The following is a 25,433-nucleotide window of genomic DNA, read 5'->3' as shown; positions in this document are numbered from 1 at the left end:
CGCGGTGAGCGGGGCGACGGGCAGCGCGAAGGAACGGGCGGAGAAGATCTCCGCGAAGGAGCTCATCGCGATCGGTTTCGCGGACGTCACGAACGCCCGGCGCTGGCTCGGCTTCCCGGAACTCGACACCGTGGAGCTGCCGGCGCTGCTGGAGGGCTTGTCCCACGCCGCGTCGCCGGACGTGGCCCTGCAGCTCCTGGTGCGGCTCATGGAGCAGCACCCGGAGATCGGCCGCCGCGTCAACGGGGACCCCGCCGACTCCGAGACCATGTTCCGGCTGCTCGGTGCCTCCGAGGCGCTCGGAGAGTTCCTGCTGCGCGCACCCGAGAACCTCGACCTGCTCGACATCCGTCCTCAGGTCCGTCCCGGCACGGACCAGCCCGCGGCGCTGCGGGCCGCGCTGCTCGAGTCGGTGGGTGCCGATCCGCAGGCGGAGACCCCCGTGGCCACGGTCACCGGTGCCGACGGCCAGAAGGCGTTGCGCCTGGCCTATCGTCGGGCTCTGGCGCGGGTTGCCGTGCGCGACGTGGGCGCCCTCGATCCCGTGGAGTACATGCCCGCGGTCGGACGCCAGCTCGCGGACCTCGCCGGCGCCGCCCTCGAGGCAGGTCTTGCCCTCGCCCGCGCCCAGTCGAACGAACGGTGGGACCCCGCGGTGGTGGAGCAGGTGCGCCTCGCGGTGATCGGCATGGGCAAGTGCGGCGCGCGCGAGCTGAACTACATCTCGGACGTCGACGTGGTCTACGTGATGGAGACCCGGGCCGCGGAGTCCGGAGAGGTCCCGGACGAGAACACCGCCACGGAGATCGCCACTGAACTCGCGCACCTGCTGGCCCAGGCCATGATGGCCACCGGTCCGGAGCCCGCCCTGTGGGAGGTGGACGCCAACCTGCGCCCCGAGGGCAAAGACGGCCCGCTCGTTCGTACGCTGGACTCCCACGTTCGCTACTACAAGCGCTGGGCGAAGTCCTGGGAGTTCCAGGCGCTGCTCAAGGCGCGCTGCGTGGCAGGGGACCAGGAGCTCGGGCGGCGATACGAGGACGCGATTGCCCCGTTCATCTGGTCCTCCGCCGAGCGGGAGGGATTCGTGGAGTCCGTGCAGGCCATGCGCCGCCGGGTCACCGAGAACATCCCCGAAGCCGACCGGGACCGGCAGATCAAGCTCGGCCCCGGCGGTCTGCGGGACGTGGAGTTCACCGTCCAGCTGCTGCAGCTCGTGCACGGGCGCAACGACGAGACGGTGCGCACCCGCGCGACGACCGAGTCCCTCGCCGCCCTGTCCTCCGGCGGGTACATCGGGCGCAAGGACGCCGAGGATTTCGGTCAGAACTACCGCTGGCTGCGACTGCTCGAGCACCGGATCCAGCTCTTCCGCCTGCGCCGCACCCACCTGATGCCGCGTGACGAACGCGAGCTCGCCGTCGTCGCCCGCTCCGTGGACGGCGCCGCACCGCGCACCCACCCCACGGCGCCGCGGCTCGTGGAGGAGTGGACCCGGGTCAAGCGGACGGTGCGCTCCATGCACGAGCGCATCTTCTACCGTCCGATGCTAGCCGCGCTGGCCAACGCCCCCGCGGACACGACCCTGACCACTGACTCCGCCCGGGACCGCCTGGCCGCCCTGGGGTACCAGGACACGAAGGCCGCCATGCGCCACATCGAGGCGCTGTCCCGCGGAGTGAGCCGACGTGCGGAGATCCTGCGCACCCTGCTCCCCGTGCTGCTCGACTGGCTCGCGGAGGGCGTGGACCCGGACGCCGGGCTGCTGAACCTGCGCCGCGTCTGCGACTCGCTGGGCACCACCCCGTGGTTCCTGCGGCTGCTGCGGGACTCCAACGCCGCGGCCGAGCGGCTGTGCCACATCCTCTCCAGCTCCCGCTACGTGTCGGACCTGCTGGAGACCTCCCCGGAGTCCACGGCGTGGCTCGGGGACGACTCCAAGCTCGCCACGCGCTCCCTCGACGAGCTCGTCACGGAGATGTGGGCCCAGCTCTCGCGGCACCGGGACGCAGCAGAGGCCATGCGTGCGGTGCGCCAGATCCGTCGGCGCGAACAGCTGCGTATCGCGCTGGCGGACACGAGCGGCGTGGCGGACGTGGAGACCACGGTGGCGGGGCTCTCAGACGTGGACCAGGCCACCGTGATGGCGGCCCTGCACCTCGCGCGCACAGAGTACGAGCGGGAGAACGAGCGGTCGGTGCCTGCCGAGATCCTGGTGGTGGCCATGGGTCGGCAGGGCGGCCGGGAGATCGGTTTCGGCTCGGACGCGGATGTGATGTACGCGTACGAGCCGGCGGAGGGTGCAGAGCCTCAGGAGGCACAGGAGGCCGCCGAACGCGTGCTCGCCCGCATGGTCAAGCTGCTCAAGCAGCCGTGCACGCCACCGATCCTGGCGGAGCGGATCCTGGAGATCGACAACGACCTGCGCCCAGAGGGCCGGTCCGGCGCGAAGGTGCGCTCCGTGGCTTCCTACGCGGAGTACTACGAACGCTGGTCCGAGACGTGGGAGCGCCAGGCCCTCACCCGGGCCCGGTACATGGCCGGCTCGGAGGAGGTGGCCCAGGCGTTCTTCCGCGTGGTGGACCGCTACCGGTACCCCGCGGAGTTCACGGACCGCCAGCTCGTGGACATCCGGCGCATGAAGGCCCGGGTGGAGAGCGAGCGGATGCCGCGAGGTGCCGACCCCACGCGGCAGGTCAAGCTCGGCCGGGGAGGTCTCTCGGACGTCGAGTGGCTCGTGCAGCTGCTGCAGCTGCAGCACGGCCACGACGTCCCGGAGCTGCGCACCACGTCCACGCTGCCTGCGCTGCACGCCGCCGTGGCCGCGGAGCTCGTGGGCCCGGAGGACGCCGCCGTGCTCGAGCACGCGTGGAAGCTCGCCACCGACATCCGCAACGGCAACGTGCTGCGCTCCGGACGTGCCTCCGACTCCGTGCCCTCCCGTCGCGCGGACCTCGAGGCGGTCGCCCGCTGGATCGGCTACGAGCCCGGTTCCGCCACGCAGCTGGAGGAGGACTACCTGCGGATCACGCGGCAGTCGCGCTCAGTCTTCGAGCGGCTGTTCTACGGCCGCTGAGTCCCTCCCTCACACTGCCGGGGCTGCTGGCCGCCCACCGCGCGCGTTCTGTCCGTACGCCGCCGGACTTACGGTCGCATGCGGCAGACTTCTGCGTGCACGCCGCGGGACTTCCGTCCGGACCAGGCGTGCACAGCCGGGGCACAGGCTGGAATGCGTGGCGGCTCAGACCCGCGGCGGACAGTGGGGTCATGTCAGCTTTCCCCTCCCACGGCGCGGTGCCGTCTCCACGTCAGCGCACCGCGGCGCCGTCACCCCGCCGTCGCCGTTCCACCGCGGTCCGCTCCGAGCTGCCCGTCGGGCCGGTCACGCGTGAGCCCGTGGGCCTGCCCGTGACCGGGGCCGTGATGGACCTGGTGGTCCCCGCGCGGGACGCTCAGCGGGAGCTCGAACCGTTCGTGCGCCGCCTGGACGGTTACCTCACGTGCTACTTCCCGTACGCGTACCGGCTCAGCGTGGTGGACCTCGCCTCCTCGGACCGGACGTTGGCGGTCGCGGAGCGCCTCGCCCGGGAGATGCCGGGAGTCCGCGCCGTGCACCAAGGTTCGGACAACCCCGTGACCGCGCTGCGTGCGGCGTGGGCGGAGTCGACCGCGCCCGTCGTGGCCGTCACCCGGATCGCACCCGGCATGGACTTAGCCGTCCTGGCCCCGCTCGTGGTTCCACTCATCAGCGGCCACTCGGACCTCGCGTTCGGCACCGACGCGGTGCGGGACCCGCGGTTCGCGCGGACGGTCGCGCAGCGCTCCGTCGCCCGGTTCGCCCACCGGCGCCCGCCCGCGGCCCGTGCCGTGCGACGTCGTCGTGCCAGCGCGGGCGTGGTGGCCGTGCGCGCGGACGCCGTCATGCGTGTGCTGCCTCTGCTGCGCGAGGAGGCCGGCACCTTCGAGGCGCAGCTGCTCGCGCTTGCCATCCGCAGCGACATGCGCGTGTTCGGAATGCCCGTGGAGCGCGCCGTGACCTGAGACGTGCGGCACCGCGCGGACCCGCTGTCAGTCGACGACGACGTCGCGCGGGTTCTGCAGCGGCAGCCGCACCTCGAACTCCGTGCGGCCCGGGCGGGAGTGCACCTCGACCGTGCCGCCGTGCGCCTCCACGATCGCCTTGACGATCGAGAGCCCCAGACCCGTGGTGTGGCCGTCCGAGCGCCGGGAGGTGTCCCCGCGGGTGAAGCGGCCGAAGATCTCCGGTAGCAGCTCAGGGTCGATGCCCTGGCCGTTGTCGGTGACGGTCAGGATGGCCTCACGGGCGTTGAGCGAGGGATGCACGCCGGCGACCACCCGTGTGCCGGCGGCCGTGTGGTTCCGGGCGTTGGCGAGCAGGTTGACGAGCACCTGGTGCAGCTGCCCACCGTCCGCGGAGACGAGCACCGGTTCCGGTGCGAGGTCGAGGTCCCACTCGTGGTCCCCGGCCGCGACGGCCACGTCCCCCACACACTCCACCACCAGCTCGGCGAGGTCCACGGGCTGCCGCGCCGGCGTGGTCTCGTGCGAGAGCCGGGTCAGCAGGAGCAGGTCCGAGACGAGCCCGCCCATGCGCTGGGCCTGCGCGCGGATGCGTTCCAGCGACTGCGCCCCGGTCTCGCTCAGGGGCTCGCTCATGCGCAGCAGGTCCGCGTAGCCCTGGATCGAGGCGAGGGGCGTGCGCAGCTCGTGGGAGGCGTCCGCGACGAAGCGGGCCATGCGGTCCTCCGACTCCTGGCGGGCCGTCAGGGCGGCGTCCACGTTGTCGAGCATGCTGTTCAGCGCGTGGCCCACGGCCCCCACCTCGTTGCCGGGATCCGCGTCCCTCGCCTCCACACGGTTGGCCTCCGGGAGCCGGGTGGAGCCGAGATCCAGGCGGGAGACCTCGGTGGCCACGTCCGAGACGCGTTCCAGTGGACGCAGGGCGCGGCGGATGCCCCAGCTGCCCAGCAGGCACACGAGCACCACGGCGAGGACGGAGACTGCCGTCACCACGGCCAGCACGGTGCCCAGGGGAGTGTTCACCTGGGACAGCGGCAGGCCCGTGATGATCACATCCCCGGTGGGCGCGGTGACCGCCTGCACACGGTATCTCCCTGCCTCGAGCCTCTCCGTGTGGACCGTGCCGTCCGGGGCGAGGGACTGCAGCCGGGAGCGGTCCGCGTCCGAGAGCGCCGTGACCTCTCCCTTGGCGTCCAGGATGCCGCTGTGCACCAGGGTGCCGCCGTCCACGCGGGCGTTCAGCGTGCCGGCGGCCTGCCCGGGGGCGTCCAGGGGATCCGGCGGGGCTGTGCGCGTGTCACCCTGGGACGACTCATGGGAGGGCTCCTGGGACGGCTGCTGCCCGGTCTGCTGGTCGGTCCTCCGGGAGGGACCGCCGCCGGAGAACCCGTCCGTGCCGGAGAACGAGGTGGCGCGCTGGGAGGCGTCCGCCAGCTGGCGGTCCAGCTGGTCCGTGAGCGAGCTCCGCACGGCAAGGTAGCTGGCCAGCCCCATGAGCACCGCCGCGGGGACGAGCAGGGCCAGCAGCAGGGCGAGCAGCCGGGTCCGCAGCCGACGACGCCGGGCCGGGCGGGCGCCCGTCGCGGCGGAGCTCATACTGCGGGCTTGATGACGTAGCCCGCCCCGCGCACGGTGTGGATCATGGGCGCCCGGCCCACGTCGATCTTCTTGCGCAGGTAGGAGATGTAGAGCTCCACGATGTTCGCCTGCCCGCCGAAGTCGTACTTCCACACGTTGTCGAGGATCTGCGACTTGGAGACCACGCGCTTGGCGTTCTCCATGAGGTAGCGCAGCAGCTCGAACTGGGTAGCGGTGAGCTCGATGTCCTCGCCACCGCGGGTGACCTCCCGCGTGTCCTCGTTCAGGACGAGGTCCCCGACCACGAGCTCCGCGCTGTCCGCCACGGTGGTCCCCGAGCGCTGGACCAGGCGGTGCAGGCGCAGCAGCACCTCGTCGAGGGAGAACGGCTTGGTGACGTAGTCGTCCGCGCCGGAGGCGAGACCGGCAATCCGGTCGTCCACCTGGTCCTTGGCGGTGAGGAACAGACACGGCACGTCCGCGTCCAGCTCGCGGATCCGGCGCAGCAGCTCGAGTCCGTCGAAGCCGGGGATCATGATGTCGAGCACCAGCACGTCCGGGCGGGCCGTTCTGGCGAGTTCGAGGGCGCTGGGCCCGTCCGCCGCCGTGTGGGGCTGCCAGCCGAGCATGGTCACCCCCATGGCGATCAGGTCCGAGAGCATGCGCTCGTCGTCCACCACGAGCGCGCGGATGGGTGAGCCGTCCGGGTGGGAGAGCGGAGGCAGGGACGCGGCGACGCCGACGGGTGAGTTCTGGGGGCTCATGGCCTCCGATGATAGGCGACGCGCCCACCAGGAGACCGGGAGCACTCGTGGCGCCCCTCTGCCCGGTCCCGTGTCGACGCCGACGGGTCCCGCGTCAACGGGCCCGCCTCTGCACCCGCTTGACCAGGTGTTGCGTGGTGCCCCAGGAGGGAGTCGAACCCCCGACCAAGAGATTAGAAGGCTCCTGCTCTATCCACTGAGCTACTGGGGCGGGCCGCGAAGCGACGACTCAGTTTAGCAACGGTGCGCCTGCCCGCCGGACACGGCCCGGTCCGTGCGGTGCGCCCTGCACAACGCGGGACGCGACGCCGCCCGCCCCGCGTTCTGCACGGATCCCGGCCCCGGTGCTGTCAACGCAGGGGACGGCGCGGAGAGTGGTGTCACCCCGCACCGGGGCCACCGATCGCCCGCAGGCCACCGCGCCGGGGCGCAGCGAACACAAGGAGCACCCCATGAGTGAACAGGTCACACTGCGCGGATTCGTGGGTAAGGACCCGCAGACCCGGATGTTCGACGACGGCACGAGCGTCGCCTGGTTCCGCCTGGCCACCACCTCCCGCCGCTTCGACGCCGCCACGAACACCTGGCACAACGGCACCACCAACTGGTACACCGTGCGCTGCTTCCGCACCCTGGCGATGCACGTCAGGGCCAGTGTCCGCTGCGGTCAGCCCGTCCTGGTCACCGGCAAGCTCGGCATCAACGAGTGGCAGTCGGAGAACGGGCCCCGCACGGAGATCCGCGTGGACGCCACGTCCATCGGCCACGACCTCGCCTTCGGCACCGCCAACTTCGCACGTGCGGGCGGTCGTCCGCAGCAGGGGGCGCTGGACGGGACCCAGAACGCCTGGGACGGCGGGTCGTCGGACCGGCGCAACGAGTCCGGGCCCCGTCACGGCACCGACGGGGAGGACGGCGGTGCCGAGGACGGCTCCGGCGGACGGTCCGGGAAGGACGAGGGCCACGGCGCGAGGTTCCGCTCCAGCCGGTCGCTGGGTCTCGGGGAGGACGGATTCGTGGGCACCAGCTCCGGTGCGGTGTTCGATCTTGCACCGGACGACGACACCTTCGACGGGCTGAGGACTCCGCAGGGGCAGGACGGGCAGGAACCCGAGGAGGAGAAGCAGCCGGTGGGCGAGGGTGCCCGCTGATTCCGCCCCGCGCCCGCGCCGGGGCCGGGGGCGGGGCGCTGCCCGTGGCACCCGGCCCGGGGTCGGCACGGTAGCCTGGAGGGTATGGCGGAATTTATCTACACCATGAACAAGGCCCGCAAGAAGGTGGGCGACAAAGTCATTCTGGACGACGTCACCATGTCGTTCTTCCCGGGCGCCAAGATCGGCGTCGTGGGCCCGAACGGCGCCGGCAAGTCGACGATCCTGAAGATCATGGCGGGACTGGACCAGCCCTCCAACGGCGAGGCGCGGCTGAGCCCCGGCTACTCCGTGGGCATCCTGCTGCAGGAGCCCCCGTTGAATGAGGACAAGACCGTCCTCGGCAACGTGGAGGAGGGCGTGGGCGAGATCAAGGCGAAGCTGGACCGCTTCAACGAGATCTCCGCCGAGATGGCCGAGCCGGACGCGGACTTCGATGCCCTCATGGAGGAGATGGGCAAGCTGCAGGAGGAGATCGACGCCGCGAACGCGTGGGATCTCGACTCGCAGCTCGAGCAGGCCATGGACGCGCTGCGCTGCCCGCCGCCGGACGCGGACGTCAAGGTGCTCTCCGGTGGTGAGCGCCGTCGTGTGGCACTGTGCAAGCTGCTGCTGGAGAAGCCGGACCTGCTGCTGCTGGACGAGCCCACCAACCACCTGGACGCGGAGTCCGTGCTGTGGCTCGAGCAGCACCTCGCCTCCTACCACGGTGCCGTGCTGGCCGTGACCCACGACCGGTACTTCCTGGACCACGTGGCGCAGTGGATCTGCGAGGTGGACCGCGGTCGCCTCTACCCCTACGAGGGCAACTACTCCACCTACCTGGAGACCAAGGCCAAGCGCATGGAGGTCCAGGGCAAGAAGGACGCCAAGCAGGCCAAGCGGCTGAAGGAAGAGCTGGACTGGGTCCGCACCAACGCCAAGGGCCGCCAGACCAAGTCCAAGTCGCGTCTGGCGCGCTACGAGGAGATGGCGGCGGAGGCCGAGAAGACCCGCAAGCTCGACTTCGAGGAGATCCAGATCCCGCCGGGACCGCGCCTGGGCAACCAGGTGATCGAGGCGACGGACCTGCAGAAGGGCTTCGGGGACCGCTCGCTCATCAATGGGCTCTCGTTCTCGCTGCCCCGCAACGGCATCGTGGGCGTGATCGGCCCGAACGGCGTCGGCAAGTCCACGCTGTTCAAGACGATCGTGGGTCTCGAGGAGCTCGACGGCGGCGAGCTGAAGGTCGGCGACTCCGTCCAGATCTCCTACGTGGACCAGAACCGCGAGAACCTGGACCCCGAGAAGTCGCTGTGGGAGGTCGTCTCGGACGGGCTGGACTACATCAACGTGGGCAAGGTGGAGATGCCCTCCCGCGCGTACGTCTCGGCCTTCGGCTTCAAGGGCCCGGACCAGCAGAAGAAGGCCGGCGTGCTCTCCGGTGGTGAGCGCAACCGCCTGAACCTGGCGCTGACCCTGAAGCAGGGCGGCAACCTGCTGCTGCTGGACGAGCCCACCAACGACCTCGATGTCGAGACGCTGGGTTCCCTGGAGAACGCCCTCCTCGAGTTCCCGGGCTGTGCCGTGGTCGTGTCCCACGACCGGTGGTTCCTGGACCGGGTGGCCACCCACATCCTCGCGTGGGAGGGCACCGAGGAGAACCCCGACCGCTGGTACTGGTTCGAGGGCAACTTCGAGGCGTACGAGGAGAACAAGGTGGAGCGTCTCGGTGCGGACGCCGCCCGCCCGCACCGTGTCACGCACCGTCGCCTCACGCGCGACTGACGGTCGCACCCTCCGGATCGCCCCGTGGACCCTCGTGCTCCGCGGGGCGATCCTCGTTCTCGGGTGGACCTCACGGGTGACGGGCAGAACACGGGTGGGAGACGGGGTGTCTCATCGGTCCGGGCCTGGCGTCGGAGCCCCGGGACGGGGGATGCCCCACGTACGAACCGCGGTGCATGGCGCACCCTGACTAAGGTTAGGCTTGCCTCTGTGAATTCGCGCGACGAGACGACGGCACCGACGACCTACGATCCCCGTGGGGCAGCCGCAGCAACCGGCACTGGGCCGACGCCGCCCGCGTTCGAGACCGTGGTGGTCACGGGGGCCGGCGGGGGAATGGGAACGGCCGTGGTGGCGGACCTGCTGGCGCGGGGCTATGCCGTGGCCGCGCTGGACCTTCCGGAGGGTGACCCGTGGCAGGGTCGGCGCGGACCCGGGGAGGACATCGAGGCCCTCACCATGACTGCCAAGGCGACGGAGACCGGGCGCCTGAGCTACCGCAGCTGCTCGGTGACCGACGGCACACAGGTGGCGAGCACGCTGGACGAGATCGCCGCGACCATGCCGCCGCTGCTCGGCCTGGTGAACGCGGCCGGCGCGCTGGAGACCGGCACGGTCCTGGAGACGGGCGAGGAGCAGTGGCACCGCGTGGTGGGCGTCAACGCCACGGGGGTCTTCCTGGTGACCCGCGAGACCTTGCGGGTGATGGTCAGCCAGTGCGCGCAGGACCCGTCCAACCGGCGCAGCCTGGTGACGATCTCCTCGAACTCCGCGGTGGTGCCGCGGGCTCACATGGCGGCCTACGCGGCGTCTAAGGCGGCGGCCACGCACTTCACCACGAGCCTCGGGCTGGAGTCCGCCCGCTACGGGGTGCGCGCGAACGTCGTGGCCCCGGGGACCACTCTCACCAACATGGTCATGGGCATGTGGGAGGGGCAGGACCGCTCGGCGCAGATGGTGGCCGGGGACCCGGAGGCCTTCAAGACGGGCATCCCGCTGGGCAGGGTTGGCCGGCCGGAGGACGTCACCGGCGTGGTGGGCTTCCTGCTGGGGGAGTCCTCGCGCCACATGACCATGCAGGTGCTCGCGGTGGACGGCGGCGCCGCCCAGCACTGAGCGGCCGGGCAACGAGGGGCCCGAACCGCGGGGAACGCAATGGGCGGCACACGCGCAGAACGCGTGCCGCCCATGGTCGTCGGGCCCGCCCGTGGGCCGGGGCTCAGGCCTCCAGCAGGCCCCGCCAGGCGTCGAGCCGGGGGTCCTCGGCGAGGTCCACGTAGTCGACGTCGTAGCCGCGCGCGATGATCCCCTCGACCACGCCCATGAGGCTTACAGAGTCCAACCCCAGGTCGGTCAGGTCCGCGGACGTGTCCACCTGCTCGGGCGCGACGCCCAGTGCCGTGGCGACCTCGCCGCGCAGCTCCTCGATGATCTCCGCCACCGTGTGTTCCTCTCGCTCCGACAGTGAAATTAGCTAAGGATAGGCTACCCTAATACGCGTTGTCCCAGCCCGTCCCCGGAAGGAACCCAGTCTCGCATGGCGTCCTCGTCGAGCCTCCCTGACCCCGCGGAGTGGTTTCCGCTCACCGGCGCGCAGGAGGGGATCTGGAACGCCCAGCGGCTCGATCCGACGTCCCCGTACTACGTGGTGGGGGAGGTCGTGGAGATCGGCCCGGGGGACGTCGACCCGCAGCGGCTGGCGGACGCGGTTTCCGAAGCCGTCGCGGAGACCGAGACCCTGCGGCTGCGCGTGCGTGAGCACGACGGCGCCGCGCAGCAGCGTGTCGCGGACGGGACGGGATACCGGCCCGAGATTCGTGACCTGCGGGCCGCACCAGATCCCTTCGCGCTCGCCGCGGCGGTCGTGGACGAGCAGCGCACGGACATGGCCCTGCGTTGCGCGCCGATGGTGGAGCGGGAGCTGTTCCGGTACACGATCCTGCGCCTGACGGACCAGCACGTGTGGCTCGTGCAGCTCTACCACCACCTCGTGATCGACGGGTACTCGGCGGCACGGCTGAGCCGCAGGATCGCTGCCCTCTACCGCGCCGTGACCACCGGCAATTCCGCGGCCCCGTCCGGCTACCGGTCGTTGCGAGATCTGGTGACCGAGGACCGCGAGTACCGGCAGAGCGAGCAGCGCGCGCAGGACGAGCGCTACTGGGTGGACGCCATGACCCCGCTGCCCCCGGTCGGCGGCAGAGAGGGCGGTGAGAAGCATTCCGGCGGGCGCACCGTGCACATCACGCAGACGCTCTCCCCGCAGGACAGCGATCGCCTGAAGAGCCTGGGCTCGCGCGCTGGCAGCAACTGGGTGGACGTGCTGCTCGGCGCGTACGCGGGGTACGTGCACCGGCTGACCGGGCGCCGCGACGTCGTCATGGCCCTGCCGATGATGGTGCGCACCACCACGGCCGCGCTGAAGACCCCGGCCATGGCGGTCAATGTGCTGCCCCTGCGCGTGCAGGTCTCCGCCGAGGACACCGCCGCGGACCTCGCGTCGAAGGTCTTCACAGCCATGGTGGGCGTGCGCGAGCACCAGCGCTTCCGCGGTGAGGACCTGCCCGGCGCCCTCGGGGTGCCCGGCGCCGGTGGCCTGCTGCACGGGGTGGGCGCCAACGTGAAGGTCTTCAACCCCGCGCTGGACTTCCACGGCGTCCCCGGGCTGCTGCGCAACGTGGCCGGAGGCCCGCCAGAGGACATGGGTCTCACGGTCACGCCGCTGGCCACCGGGCAGGGTACCGAGATCCAGCTGGGCTTCGAGACGGACCCGAGCCGGGTGACTCGTGACCGCGCGCTCGCCCGGCTGCGCGGGTTCGTCACGCTGCTGCGCGGGCTCCTCGCTGAGAACGCGCCCCGCCTGGGGGCGGTGTCCGCGCTGGCGGGTGAGGAACGGGAGGCGCTCGAGCGTCGTCGGGGTCCGTCGGCCGGTGCCGCGGAGGTCGGCGAGTCCTTCGCTCCCGTGGACCTCACGCAGGCCGTCGCGCAGATCGAGCTCCACCGCCCGGACGAGCCCGTGCTCGTGGACTCCCGCACCTCCCTCACCGGCACAGAGCTCGTGCACCGGGCCCGCGTGCTCGCGGGACGTCTGACGGAGGCGGGGGTGGGGCCCGAGGACGTCGTGGTGCTGGACCTGCCGCGCGGCCACGAGATGGTCCTGGGCATGCTCGCCACCCTGCTCGCGGGCGGCGCGTTCCAGGCGCTGGACCGCGCGCACCCCGCCGAGCGGCGTCGTACGACCACCGAGGACGGCGGCGCGGACGTCGTCCTCACGGATGCGGACGGCGACGCCTCCCTGCGCCCGGGTGCCCGCCGGATCCTGTGGGAGCAGGTCTGCTGGGACGCCCCCGCGTCCGAGCCCGCGGACGCCGCCGGGCCGGAGAACCTCGCCTATCTGTTGCACACCTCCGGGACAACCGGGCGCCCCAAGGGCGTGGAGGTGACCCGGGCGGCGCTCGGCCACCTGATCGCCCACCACCGCGCGCTGCTCTTCCCGCCGTCCGAGCAGCACGCGCAGACCACGCACCTGCACGTGGCGCACGCCGCGTCCTTCACGTTCGACGCCGCGATCGACCAGCTCTCCTGGCTGTTCGGCGGACACACGGTCCACGTCTATGACGCCACCGTGACCGGGGACGCCCTCGCCTTCCTGGACGCGCTCGCGGAGGACGGGATCGATGTGCTGGACTCCACGCCGTCGCTGGCCGGGGTGCTTGTGGAGTTCGGCCTGCTGCAGCTGCCCGCGCCCACCACGCTGATCCTGGGCGGCGAGACGCTGCCCACATCCCTGTGGCACGACGTCGTGGCCTCGGGGAAGCTCGCGTGGAACCTCTACGGGCCCACCGAGTCCACGGTGGACGCCGTGGCGGCGCCGGTGACCGGGCAGACCCCCACGATTGGGAGGCCCCTGGCCGGCCTCACCGCCCACCTGCTGGACACCGATCTGCAGCCCGTGCCGGACGGTGAGACGGGAGAGGTCTACCTGGGCGGCCCGCAGCTCGCCCGCAGCTACCGGACCCGTGCGATCGAAACAGCCACGCGCTTCGTCGCCGATCCCTTCACACCGGGTGGGCGCCTGTACCGCACGGGCGACCTCGCCCGCTGGGAGCCCGGCGTGGGCTACCTGCTGCTGGGCCGCGCAGATGACCAGGTGGAGATCCGCGGTCAGCGCGTGGAGCCCGCCGAGGTGGAGGCGCTGCTGCACGAGGTCCCCGGCGTGGCCGGGGCAGTGGTCGGCGTGCAGGGTCGGGACGAGGACGCGAGCCTCGTGGCGCACGTGGTGCCGTCGCGCGGTGCCCGCCTGGAGGCCGGGGCAGTGCGCGAGGGCCTGGCACGCCGCGCGCCGTCGCACCTGGTGCCCGCCCACGTGGTGGTGCTCGAGGCGTTCCCCGTCACGGTCGGCGGCAAGGTGGACCGCTCCGCCCTGCCCGCACCGCACGTGCAGGAGAGAATCCGCGAGGCACGGACCCCGGCGGAGGAAGTGCTCACGCGTGTGGTGGCCGAGGTGCTCGGCCGCCGCCGCGGGGCGAGCTGCGCTCCCGTGGCACTGGACCGGGACTTCGTCTCCCAGGGCGGGGACAGCATCAGCGCGCTGAGCGTGGTGGGCGCATCCCGCCGCGCGGGCCTGGACATCGCCGCCCAGGACCTGCTCAACGGCACACCGTTGGCCGTGGTCGCTACGCGCGCCGCGGCCTCGAACACGGACATTGCCGCGCTCGCGGCCGCTCGGGCCGAGGGCGGCACGGGAGAGGAGCTCGACGATGCCGCGGCCCCCTCCCGCGCCGACGTGGACCTCCCCGTGGGGCGCGTGGCGCTCTCACCGTTGGTGCGCACCCAGCTCGCTGCCGCGCCGAACGACCGGGCACTGGCGGGCCACGCGCAGTGGGTCGTGCTGGACACGGCCACCTCCCTGGACCGCGACGCCCTCGCGCGTGCGCTGCAGACGGTCCTGGACCGTCACGACTGCCTGCGCCTGGTGCTCGACACCACCGGTGGGGAACCCGCTCTGCTGGTGCGCCGGGCCGGTGCGGTGCTCGCCGAGGACGTCCTCGCCGGGTCGGAGCATCGCGCCGAGAACGACGCCGCTGCGACTGGCGCCGCTGGCCATTCCGGGCATTGCGTGGAGGACCACGCGGAGGCGCTCGTGGCGGAGCTCGACCCCCGCGCGGGCGTCGTGATCCGCGCGGCCGTGGTGGCCGTGAACGCCGCACAGCCGGTGGTCGCGGAGCAGCCCACGGGGGACCAACTTGTGCTCGTCGTGCACCACCTCGCGGTGGACGCCGTCTCCTGGCAGATCCTCACCGCGGACCTCGAGTGCGCGTACGAGGCCGCCGTGGCGGGGACCCTTCCCGAGACGGACGACGTGCCGTGCTCGTGGCGCCACGCCATGGATGTGATGGCTGCCCGCGCCGGTTCGGACACCGTGCGTGAGGACCTCCCCCACTGGGAGCGTGTGCTCCGCTCCGGCCCCGCCGCGCCCCTGGGCGGCCGTCGCCTGGACCCGGCTGTCGACACCGTGGCCACCGTCCGCACGGCGGACCTCGAGATCACCGGCGACGTCGCACGGGCGGTGCGTGAGACCGCACCCGAGGCGTACCGCATGCGCCCCGACGAGGTGGTGCTCGCCGTCGTGAGCCTCGCCCTCGCCCGCTTCGACCACGCGCGCGGACTGCCCGCCGCGGCGCTGCGGCCGGTGACGGTCGAGGGCCACGGCCGTGACACCCTCGCCCCGGGCTGCGACCTCTCGGGCACGGTCGGGTGGTTCACCACCGAGTCGCCCGTTCACGTGGCGTCGGACGCGCTCGGCCACCCCGTTGTCGGCGACGATTCCGGAACCGACTCCGGGACTGACGCCGTCGTCCGCGCCCGCGTGCTCGGCGCCGAGGACCTCGACGACATGCTCGGCGGCGGGTCAGCACTCTCCGCGCTGCTGCGCGCGGCCAAGGAGGCGCGCCGCACGAGCCCGGACACCGCCGGGTACGGCATCCTGCGCCACCTCGACCCGCTGGGCCGGGAGCGTCTCGCGGATCTGGCCGAGCCGGAGGTCGTGCTCAACGTGATCGCCGCGTCCGAGGAGGACCCGGATGGCTGGTCCACGGACGGTGGCCGCTCCTTCGCCGTCGTCGAGTCCCCCGAGCGGCGCCTGACCGAGGCGCTGACCGTCAACGTCTTCCAGAACGCGGGCCCGGAGCCGGGGCTGGGGATCGAGCTGCGCGCCGCGGGCGGCGTGTTCTCCGCCGCGGACCTCGACACCCTGGGTCAGTCCCTGCGCGAGGCTGCCGCCGCGGTGCACCTGCACCTGCTCCTGAACGAGAACGCCGGGGGAGCGAGTCCCTCGGACCTGACCCACCGCCTCCCACAGCCGGACATCGACGCCCTCGAACGCGAGCACGGCCCCGTGGCGGACGTGCTGCCGCTGTCCCCGCTGCAGGAGGGCCTGCTCTTCCACGCGCTCTCCGACGGAGAGGCGGACGCCTACGTCCTCGCGGCCGCGCTGGAGATCGAGGGGGCCGTGGACCCGCAGCGGCTGCAGGATGCCTTTGACGCCGTGCTGCGGCGCCACCCGGTGCTGCGCGCGGCGTTCGACGCGACCACCGTGGGCGAGCCCGTGCAGGTGGTCCCGCGCGCGGTGACCGTTCCGTGGCGCACCGTGGACCTGAGCGCGACCCCGGACGCCGCCGCCGAGCGCGCCGTGACGGCGCTGCTGACCGAGATGTCCCACCGCCCGGTGGACGTGGCCAGGGCACCGCTCGTGGCCGCCACGCTGGTGCGGCTGGGCCCGGAGCGCAGCGTGCTGATCCTCGGCGCGCACCACCTGGTCACGGACGGCTGGTCCACGCCCCTGATGGTGCGCGACCTCATGGCCTTGTACCGCGGCGAGGGGGACGAGCTGCCCACGGCCCTGCCGTTCGGCGCGCACGTCGCCCGGATCAGCGCCGGGGCCGACGCCGCCCTGGAGGCGTGGCGCACCCGCCTGGCCGGACTCGAGCATCCCACGGTGCTCGGCACCGAGCCGTCGGAGACCGCCGGTGGGAGGACGGAGCAGACCCGACAGGACCTGTCCCTCGCTCCGGGGACCGCGCAGCGCCTCGTCGAGGTGGCGCGGACGAACGGGCTCACCCCCAACACCGTGCTGCAGGGCGCGTGGGCCGTGGCGCTCGCCGCCGTGACGGGCCACGACGACGTCGTCTTCGGCGTCACCGTGTCCGGGCGCCCCACGGACCTGCCCGGCATCGAGAACACCGTGGGTCTCTTCGCCAACACGCTGCCCGCCCGGCTCACGCTGCGCCGCGACGAGCCCCTGCTCGAGGCCTTCGCCCGGCTGCGGGGCGAGCAGGCGGGGATGTCCGCGCACGAGTCGGCGGCGCTCGCCGAGATCGAGCGCGCCGTGGGGCTGGGCGAGCTCTTCGACTCGCTCGTCGTCTACGAGAACGCCCCGGCCGACGACGCCGGGCAGGAGGCACTGCCGCGCGTCACCGGTATCAGCAGCGCGGGCGGGACCCACTACCCGCTCAACGTGATGGTGCCGCCGGGGAACGAGTTCCGCGTGGTTGTGGAGCACGTTCCGACGCGCGTGGCCGAGCAGACCGCGCAGCGGTTGTGGGCGGAACTGGCCCGCGCCCTCGAGGCCGTGGCCGGGGATCCCACCGTGACGGTGGCGCAGCTTGCGGCCGGGCACGGCGGATCTGTGGCCGAGGAGGGGCGGCCGACGCCCGAGCACGGTGGAACCCCCATCGGGGAACAGGCGACATCGTCCCGTGTGACGGGCGCGGCCCCGACCGCCGAGGACGGGCAGACGGAGGGCGAGACGACCGGCGCGTCGGCCCAGGCATCGGAGAGCGCCAGGACGGCCGCCGCCGCGCCGGGGACGGCGGGTACGCCGTCATCCACCTCCGGGACGCCCAGGGCGACGTCGCCCGCGACGGACGGCGTCGCCACCGTCGTGGCCGCGGAGATGGCCGAGCTGCTGGGCCGCTCCGGAATGGACGTCGACGAGGACTTCTTTGCGCTCGGCGGGCACTCCCTGACCGCCATGCGACTGCTCGGCAGGCTGAGACGACGCGGCATCACCGTCTCCCTCGTGCAGGTGCTCGACGCCCGCACCCCGGCCGCCATTGCGCGGCTCGCGGAGGGCGGGGCGGTGTCGTCTGCGGACGGGGCGTCTCCGGACGACGCCGTGTCCGGTGACAACCAGGTGCCCCGCGACGCTGCCGTGTCGCAGCACGGCGCGGTGCCTCAAGACCATGCGATTGCACAGAACCGTGCAGACGCGCAGGACACGCCCCGGATCGAGGACGGCGCACGGGGTGGCGCGGAGGGCCCGACCAGCTCCGCTCCGGTCCTGACTCCCGCGCAGCAACGGCTGTGGTTTGTGCAGCAGCTGGAGGGCCCGTCCACGGTCTACGACGTGCCGGTGGCCCTCGAACTGCGCGGCGCCGTGGACGCGGAGGCACTGCGGGCGGCCTGGCACGACGTCGTGCTGCGCCACCGCGCCCTGCGCACCGTGTTCCCCGCCCAGCGTGACGGCACCGCGGGCGTGCGCGTGCTGGAGGGAGAGGAGCTGCCCGCGCTGCGCGTGCACGACCTCCCCGGTACCTTGGCGGAGACCGCTCCGAGCCGCGAGACGCTGGAGGGCGTCGTCGCCGAGCACCTGGCTGACCCGGCCCAGGCCGTCGACATCACCCGTGAGGCCCCGGCCCGCGCGGATCTGTGGACCGGCGGGGACACGGCGCTGCTGCTGGTCGTGGTGCACCACGTGGCGATCGACGCGGAGTCCGTCCAGCCCCTGCTCGCGGACCTCTCCGACGCCTACGGGGCGCGGGCCGCCGGGCGCGCACCGCAGTGGCCCGAGCCCCCGCACGACGAGCCCGCCGCCGAGGACCCCGAGCAGACGGCGGCGGACGAGAGCTTCTGGTCCGAGGAGCTGCGCGGCCTGCCCGCGGAGCTCGACCTGCCCCTGGACCGTCCCCGCCCGGAGACTCCGGGGCACGAGGGCCACACGGACGTGCTGGAGGTCCCCACAGAGCTGCGCGAACGCATGGACCGCGTGTGCGGCGAGCACGGCGTCACGCCCCTCATGCTGCTGCGCAACGCCGTGGCACTCACGTGGTGGCTGCACGGCGCCGGGCGGGACATTCCCCTCGGCAGCACGGTGGCCCTGCGCGAGGACCTCGCGGACGAGCAGCGTGCCGTGGGGTACTTCGTGAACTCGATGGTCGTGCGCTGCGCGGTGGACGCCACCGGCACGGTCGCCGAGAACCTGGCTGCCGTGCGGGGTGCCTCCCTGCGGGCGCTGGAGCACAGCGGGCTGCCGTTCGAGCGGGTCGTGGACCTCGTCTCACCCCAGCGTCAGCGCGCCCGGCACCCCCTGTTCCAGACGCTCGTCTCGCACGAGGCACCCGCCCCGACCCCGGGGATCGGCGCACTGGAGACCTCCGAGGTCACCGTGCGCACCACCACCTCGCGCTTCGACGTGGGCGTGTGGCTCGTGGACGGGGACACCTCCTCGCTGCGCGTCGTGGGGTTCGCGGACCTCTTCGACGCCGAGACCGTCTCCGCCCTCGCGCACCGAGTCCTGCGCGTGCTGGAGCAGGTGGCCGAGGACCCGCGTCGCGCCGTTGCCGCGCTGACGGTGGCGGACGAGGCCTCCCGCGAGATCCACCGGCCTGCGCAGCCCCACCGTTCTGCGGAGGCCCGCCGTTCTGCAGAGCGTCATGATCCTGCGGAGTCCGGCCGTGCGGCAGAGGGCCATCGCCCCGCGGCGAACCGGGACACGGCAGTGAACGCGGGCCCCGCGGAGACCCGGGTTCCGAGCGGGACGGACGCGCACGATGACGTCGTCCCCTGCCTCCCGAACGAGGGCGTGCCGAGCGTTCCCCGGGCCTTCGCGGCCCAGGTGGCACGGACACCGCACCGCGTGGCGCTGCGGGATGCCCAGGGAGACCTTTCCTACGCCGAGCTCGACGCCGCGGTGCGCGAGCTCGCCGCGAGGCTGGTCGCCCGCGGGGTGGGGGAGCAGTCGATGGTGGCCGTGGCCCTGCCGCGCGACCGCTCGCTGCTGACCGCCCTGCTCGCGGTGCAGCGCGTGGGTGCGGTCTACGTCCCGCTGGACCCGGACCACCCCCGCCAGCGCACGAGCCAGGTGCTCGAGGACGCCATGGTGGCCCTCGTAGTCTCCACGGCCGAGCTCGCCGCCGGGCTTCCCGCGGCCGGCGCGGACGTGCTGCTGCTGCTGGACGCTCCCGGCGCCCCGGAACAGGAAGGCGTGGACAGCGCCGGAGAGACGGCGTCGGCAGCCGGCGACCTGACCACCTCGGCCCTGCCCGAGATCCCCGCCGCAGACGACGGCCTGGCCTACGTCCTGCACACCTCCGGCTCCACCGGGCGGCCCAAGGGCGTCATGGTCACGCGGGCGAACATCGCCGCGTTCCTGCGCTCCGTGGCAGCGCTGGGCTGGGTCCGGGACCGGGACGCGCTCGTCGCGGTGACCACCGTGGCGTTCGACATCTCCGGCCTGGAGCTGTTCGCGCCGCTGTGCGTGGGCGGCACCGTGCACCTCGCGGACCGCGCAACCGTCCGCGATCCCGAGGCCCTGCTGCGCGTCGTCGCCCGGGCGGACGCGGACGTCCTGCAGGCCACGCCCTCCCTGTGGCGCGGTCTCGTGGAGGCCGCGGAGCACGAGGACGTGGACCTGAGCCGGGTGCGCGCTCTCGTGGGCGGTGAGGCCCTGGACCGGGACCTCGCCGCGCGCATGCGGCAGCGCTGCGCGGAGGTCCGCAACGTGTACGGACCCACCGAGGCCACCGTGTGGGTGACCCACGAGCCGGTCAGGGCCGAGGACCTCACGGGCTCCGGCGCCGTGCCGATCGGCACCCCGTGGGAGGGTGTGGACGCCACGGTGCTCGACGACGCCCTCCGGCCCGTGCCAGACGGCGTCGCCGGAGAGCTCTACCTGGGCGGCGTCCAGGTGGCTCGGGGATATCTGGGTCGACCGGCCCAGACCGCGGCGCGCTTCGTTGCCGACCCCGCGCACCCGGGGGCCAGGCTCTACCGCACCGGTGACCTGGTGGTGCGCCGCGAGGGACGGCTGCACTTCCTGCGGCGCGTGGACGACCAGGTCAAGGTCCGCGGGTACCGCATCGAGCTCGGCGAGGTCGAGACCGCGCTGCGCTCGCTGCCCGGCGTGCGCGCCGCGGCCGCGTGCGTGCGTCCCGATCCCAGCGGCGAGCACCGGCTGCTCGGCTACGTGGTTCCCACCGGGGACGACGACGCCGCGGGGCAGAGCTCCGCTGCGGCTGCCCGGGACGCCCTGCGCGAGCTGCTGCCGGAGTACATGGTTCCGGCGGTCGTCACGGTGGTTCCGTGCCTGCCGACGACCCCGAACGGCAAGATCGACCGCGCCGCCCTGCCGGAGCCGGACGGTTCCACGGCGGGCGGGATCGCACCGCGCACCGAGGTGGAGCGTGCCGTGTGCAGCGCCGTGGACGAGCTGCTCGGCCTGACCGGCAGCGGGCCGGAGGACGACTTCTTCGGGCTGGGCGGGGACAGCATCTCCTCCCTGCGCCTGGTCGCGGGTCTGCGGGAGAGCGGCTGGGACCTCACGGTCACGGACGTCTTTACGCACCCCGGCCTGGGTGAGCTGGCCGCGAGCGCCCGGCGCACCGCGAGCACGGTGGATGCCGAGGGCGCCACGGGGGCCCAGAGCACAGTCAGTGTGAAGGGTGCCGAGGGCACCGACAGCACCACCAGTTCCGGGAATGCCGCCAACATCACCAGCGGCGAGGGCAGTGACAGCGCCGTCGACTCCGGCAGCACCGGGGCCGAAACGCGCACGGCCACCCCCGCGGACGCCTTGTCCGTCCCGGTGACCCCCGAGCTGCGGGAGGTCTTGGAGGGGCTGGCTCCGCAGTGGCAGGAGGTGCTGCCGCTGACGCCGCTGCAGGAGGGCATGTACCTCCAGTCGCTCGTGGACGGAGCGGACGGCGCGGACGCCTACGTGGTCCAGCACCGCTTCACGCTGGGGGAGGACGTGGATCTCACGGCCGTGCACCGCGCGTGCGACGCCGTGTACCGGCGTCACCCGATGCTGCGGGCGGGCTTCACCCACCGCGGGGTGCCCGCGCCCGTGCAGTTCCTGCTGCCGGAGGGGCCCATGCCGTGGCACGAGACCACGGTGGACTCGCCCGCCGAGGTGGAGCGGGCGGCGTCGGCGCAATTCCACCGGCGCATCGACCCGCAGCGCCCGCCGCTGATCGGCGCGCTCGCCGTGCACCTTCCGGACGGCACGAGCGAACTGGTGGTCACGCAGCACCACCTGCTCACGGACGCGTGGTCCCAGGCGGTGCTCTTCGAGGAGCTGTTCACGCTCGTCGCTGCCCCGGGCCAGGACGAGTCTGTCCTGCCGCAGCCGGCGGACTTCCGTGAGCACCTGCGTCACGTGGCCTCCCGGGACGTGAACGCGGACACCGCGGCCTGGCGCGAGCACCTGGCCGGGATCGACGAGCCGACCCTCGTGGCCGGCCCCGCGCCCCTGACCGAGCCCGTGCCGCAGCTCGTTACCCGTCCCCTGGGCGCGGAGCTCGACGCCGCCGTGACCGCCCGCGCCCGGGAGCTCGGTGTCAGCCGGGCCACCCTGTTCCACGTGGCGTGGGGAGTGACGCTGCAGCAGCTGACCGGCCGCGACGACGTCGTCCTCGGCAGCGCCGTGACCGGCCGCGACCCCTCCGTGCCCGGGGCCGAGCGCATGGTGGGCCTGGCCCTGAACACCGTGGCCGTGCGCCTGAGCACCCGACCGCACCAGACGGTCCGGGACGTGGTGCGCCGCGCCTTCGCGCAGCAGGGGGCGATGAGCGCCCACCACCGCGCCGGGCTGGGCGAGATCCAGCGGGCCGCGGGTCACGCCACGCTCTTCGACACCCTCGTGGTGCACCGCAACACCGCGATGGACCGGGAGGACCCGAACGGTCCGTTCGCCGGCGCCGGTGTGCTGCGGGCGCAGGCCCTGGACGCCACCCACTATGCGATGGTGCTCGACGTTGACCCCGGGGACGGCACTCCCGGCTCCGGGACCGTCACGTGCGAGCACCACCCCGAGACGGTCTCGACCGAGCGTGCTCAGTGGGCTCTGGACCGCACCCTCGCGGCGCTGACCGACCTGGCCCGCGGCGACGCCGCGCACACGCGGATGGCCGAGGTGGCCGTGGCCGCCCCGCGCCCCAGCGCAGTGCTCGCACCCGCCCCGGTGCCGGTGCCCGGACCCGGTGAGCCCGGCGGCAGCGTGGACCGCCTGCTGCGGGACCTCGCGCGGCGCTCACCGGAGAGCCCGAGCCTCGTGTGCGGGGACGTGCGGTGGAACGCCCGTCAGGTGGACGAGCGCGTACAGCGCCTCGCCGCCGTGCTTGCTGACCGCGGGATCGGCCGCGGTGACGTGGTGGGCATCCGCCTGCCGCGCACGGCGGACCACATCGTGGCGATCTTCGCGGTCATGCGCACGGGCGCGGCCTACCTGCCGCTGGACGGCAACCAGCCGGTCGAGCGCGCCGCGCAGCTGCTCGCGGACTCCCACGCGAGCGGTCTGGTCCGCGGCGGGGACTGGGACGAGGTGCCGGGGGCACAGGACGCGCCGTTCGCCGTCGTCGACCTCGACGACGCCGCGGTGCGCGCCGTGCTCGACGGCACCGTGCCCGCCCCGGCCGTGGACCAGAACCGGCTCACCGGCCCCGCGAACCCGGACCAGCCGGCCTACGTGATCTACACGTCCGGCTCCACGGGCAGGCCGAAGGGCGTGCTCGTGGGTCACCGCGGGCTGACCACGATGTACCACAACCACGCCGCCGAGATCTTCGAGCCCACCGTGGCCCGACTGGGCGAGCGGCTGCGCGTGGCCCACACCGTGAACTTCGCGTTCGACATGTCCTGGGAGGAGCTGTTCTGGATGCTCCACGGGCACCAGGTGCACGTGGTGGACGACCGGCTGCGGCTGCAGACCGCGGAGCTCGTGGCGCACTACCACCGGGTGGGGATCGACGTGGTCAACGTGACCCCGACCTACGCCCGGGAGCTGCTCGGCCACGGCCTGCTCGAGGGGCCGCGCCACCCGGGGCTCGTGCTGCTGGGCGGTGAGGCCGTGCCGCAGGAGCTGTGGACGCTGCTGCGCGAGACGCCGGGCGTGAGCGGCTACGACCTCTACGGGCCCACCGAGTTCACGATCAACGCGTTCGGCTCGCCCGTCGAGGAGAGCACCTCGCCGTGCCTGGGCCGCCCCGTGCGCAACGCGCGCGCCGCGGTGCTGGACTCCTCCCTCCGCGAGGTGCCCGAGGGCGCCGTGGGGGAGCTCTACCTCTCCGGGGACGGGCTCGCGCACGGCTACGTGGGAATGCCGGGGCGCACCGCCACGACGTTCGTCGCGGACCCGCAGCGCTCCGGCCAGCGGATGTACCGCACGGGCGACCTCGTGCGCCGGGAACCCGGCGACAGGCTCGTCTACTGCGGCCGCAGCGACCGCCAGCTGAAGATCCGCGGCATGCGCGTGGAGCCGGGGGAGACGGAGGCCGCGGCCGAGTCCCTGCCCGGCGTCGCCTCCTGCGCGGTGGACGTGCGGGGCGGCGACGCCGCACGCCACCTCGTCGCGTGGGTCACCGCGGACGACGGCGCCGTGCTGGATCCCGCGGTGCTGCGCGAGCGGCTGCGAGAGCTGCTGCCCGCCCACCAGGTGCCGCGCCGCGTCACCGTGGTGGAGAAGATGCCGGTCACGGCCAACGGCAAGCTGGACCGCGCCGCGCTGCCGGACGAGCCCGGACGCGCCGAGGGGGCGGGCTCCCCGCGCACCGAGGCCGAGCGGGGGGTGTGCGACGCCGTCGCCGCGGTCCTCGAACTCGACGCCGCCGAGGTGGACGTGACCGGGTCCTTCGCGGACCACGGCGGGGACTCCCTGGCGGCCATGCGGGTGGCGAGCCACGTGGAGCGCCACGCCGGGTTCACCGTGGCCGTGGCAGAACTGCTCGCGGGGACGTCCCTCGCAAGGATCGCCGAGGCGTCGGACGGGTCGCAGGACCCGGTCGAGGACGACGCCGCACGGGACGCCTTCCCGGGCGACGGGACGGGTCTCGCGTCCGACGACACCCGGGACCCGGCCTCGGAGGCCACCGCGACGGTGCCGGAGACTGACGCTGGGGAGGTTCCCCTGGAGGTTCCCGCGGAGCGGGAGACTCCCGTGCCCGGGGCTCCCACTCCGGCTCAGCCCTCCTCCGCTCAGCCATCCTCGGCCCCGAGTACCCGGCTCACCCCGCCCACCCCGGCGCAGCCGGCCCGCGAGGTGCTGCACCTGCGGCGCGGCGAGGGGGTTCCGCTGTGGTGCCTGCACCCCGGTGGCGGCTTCGCGTGGCCGTTCCTGCCGCTCGCGACGCGGCTCGGGGAGCGGCCCGTGAACGGCGTGCAGCTGCCCACGGTGGAGGACGCGACGGACCGGGGCATCGACACGATGCGGGGACTCGCGCGGTTCTACGCGGACCTGATCCAGGAGGAGCAGCCCGAGGGGCCGTACGACCTGCTGGGCTACTCCTTCGGGGGAACCGCCGCGCACCACGTGGCCGCAGAGCTGACGGCGCGGGGTGAACGCGTGTCCTCGCTGACCGTGCTGGACGCCCACCCCGCGGGACGGGCCACGTCCCACCGCTCGGCGGCGGCCCGCCGGACCCGCGGGGAGCTGCCTGACGAGCACGTGATCGAGCTCGCGGGACTGGCCGAGGACTTCGCCACACGCTCGCCCGAGGTCCTGGACGCCCTGCGCGAGAACCTGCAGCGGTGCACCGCCCTGCTCACCACGTCCGAACCATGCGCCTACGACGGCCCGGTGATGCTCGTCGTCGCCGACCGGCTGCGGCCCGGCTTCGCCGAGAAGCAGGAGGAGGGCGTGTCCCGCCCCGGGCAGGACGACTGGGATCCGGAGAACGCGTGGCGCGCGTGCCACGACGGGGACCTCACGGTGCACCGGCTGCCGTTCTCGCACGCGGGGCTCGCGAGCCCCGAGGGCTGGGACACGATCCTGCCGCTGCTGCCACCGGCACCCACCCGCACCACCGCGGCCCGGTCGCAGGGTCGCTGAGACACCGCACCACCGAGACGCACCACCGAG

The 25,433-nt window shown here is 73.3% G+C and carries 9 protein-coding genes and 1 tRNA gene; 6 read left to right on the top strand and 4 right to left on the bottom strand.

The genetic code is table 11. The features are described 5' to 3' along the window. The first annotated feature begins 4 nt into the window (after positions 1–4). Together ABD264_RS02515 and ABD264_RS02510 are read left to right on the top strand one after the other, a co-directional pair. Positions 5–3,076 (top strand): bifunctional [glutamine synthetase] adenylyltransferase/[glutamine synthetase]-adenylyl-L-tyrosine phosphorylase, encoded by a 3,072-nt coding sequence (locus ABD264_RS02515; RefSeq protein WP_144942557.1) that lies wholly within the window; start codon positions 5–7, stop codon positions 3,074–3,076. A 191-nt stretch (positions 3,077–3,267) separates the two neighbouring features. Continuing rightward, positions 3,268–4,041 carry a glycosyltransferase family protein gene (locus ABD264_RS02510; RefSeq protein WP_344203955.1) on the top strand — a complete coding sequence of 258 codons (774 nt, stop codon included), beginning with the start codon at positions 3,268–3,270 and terminating at the stop codon, positions 4,039–4,041. Between the two features lie 27 nt (positions 4,042–4,068). On the opposite strand, the gene ABD264_RS02505 is transcribed toward ABD264_RS02510, so the two are convergent. From ABD264_RS02505 to ABD264_RS02495, 3 genes are all read right to left on the bottom strand, one after another. Then, positions 4,069–5,637, bottom strand: coding sequence for a HAMP domain-containing sensor histidine kinase (locus ABD264_RS02505; RefSeq protein ID WP_344203953.1), 1,569 nt, complete (start codon positions 5,635–5,637; stop codon positions 4,069–4,071). After that, complete coding sequence (locus ABD264_RS02500; protein WP_144942560.1) at positions 5,634–6,383, bottom strand: response regulator transcription factor; 750 nt, start codon at positions 6,381–6,383, stop codon at positions 5,634–5,636. The genes ABD264_RS02505 and ABD264_RS02500 overlap by 4 nt, the downstream gene beginning before the upstream one ends. A gap of 135 nt (positions 6,384–6,518) precedes the next feature. After that, positions 6,519–6,594, bottom strand: a tRNA-Arg gene (locus tag ABD264_RS02495). 241 nt (positions 6,595–6,835) lie between these two features. Here ABD264_RS02495 and ABD264_RS02490 point away from each other — a divergent pair. The 3 genes from ABD264_RS02490 to ABD264_RS02480 all read left to right on the top strand — a co-directional run bounded on the left by ABD264_RS02490 (position 6,836) and on the right by ABD264_RS02480 (position 10,417). Further along, positions 6,836–7,534 (top strand): single-stranded DNA-binding protein, encoded by a 699-nt coding sequence (locus tag ABD264_RS02490; protein WP_344203950.1) that lies wholly within the window; start codon positions 6,836–6,838, stop codon positions 7,532–7,534. A gap of 84 nt (positions 7,535–7,618) precedes the next feature. After that, the gene (gene ettA / locus ABD264_RS02485; protein WP_055082438.1) at positions 7,619–9,301 is read left to right on the top strand and encodes an energy-dependent translational throttle protein EttA; all 1,683 of its coding nucleotides are present in this window, start codon (positions 7,619–7,621) and stop codon (positions 9,299–9,301) included. A gap of 210 nt (positions 9,302–9,511) precedes the next feature. Next, positions 9,512–10,417 (top strand): SDR family oxidoreductase, encoded by a 906-nt coding sequence (locus tag ABD264_RS02480; protein WP_290500548.1) that lies wholly within the window; start codon positions 9,512–9,514, stop codon positions 10,415–10,417. Between the two features lie 103 nt (positions 10,418–10,520). Here the strand turns inward: ABD264_RS02480 and ABD264_RS02475 are convergent, their stop codons facing one another. Continuing rightward, the gene (locus ABD264_RS02475) at positions 10,521–10,742 is read right to left on the bottom strand and encodes a phosphopantetheine-binding protein (protein ID WP_344203946.1); all 222 of its coding nucleotides are present in this window, start codon (positions 10,740–10,742) and stop codon (positions 10,521–10,523) included. Positions 10,743–10,838: 96 nt separating this feature from the next. On the opposite strand from ABD264_RS02475, the gene ABD264_RS02470 reads away from it, so the two are divergent. Next, positions 10,839–25,403, top strand: coding sequence for an amino acid adenylation domain-containing protein (locus ABD264_RS02470; protein WP_344203944.1), 14,565 nt, complete (start codon positions 10,839–10,841; stop codon positions 25,401–25,403). The last annotated feature ends 30 nt before the right edge of the window (positions 25,404–25,433 follow it).

It is taken from the genome of Kocuria salsicia (assembly GCF_039532055.1).
Taxonomy (GTDB): Bacteria; Actinomycetota; Actinomycetes; order Actinomycetales; family Micrococcaceae; genus Kocuria; species Kocuria salsicia.
This window is presented reverse-complemented; position numbering and strand designations above follow the sequence as displayed.

Excerpts from the sequence above, each read along its gene's own strand:
- ABD264_RS02510 (WP_344203955.1), top strand. The coding sequence starts at position 3,268 with ATGTCAGCTTTCCCCTCCCACGGCGCGGTGCCGTCTCCACGTCAGCGC.
- ABD264_RS02505 (WP_344203953.1), bottom strand. The coding sequence starts at position 5,637 with ATGAGCTCCGCCGCGACGGGCGCCCGCCCGGCCCGGCGTCGTCGGCTG.
- ABD264_RS02500 (WP_144942560.1), bottom strand. The coding sequence starts at position 6,383 with ATGAGCCCCCAGAACTCACCCGTCGGCGTCGCCGCGTCCCTGCCTCCG.
- ABD264_RS02490 (WP_344203950.1), top strand. The coding sequence starts at position 6,836 with ATGAGTGAACAGGTCACACTGCGCGGATTCGTGGGTAAGGACCCGCAG.
- ettA (WP_055082438.1), top strand. The coding sequence starts at position 7,619 with ATGGCGGAATTTATCTACACCATGAACAAGGCCCGCAAGAAGGTGGGC.
- ABD264_RS02470 (WP_344203944.1), top strand. The coding sequence starts at position 10,839 with ATGGCGTCCTCGTCGAGCCTCCCTGACCCCGCGGAGTGGTTTCCGCTC.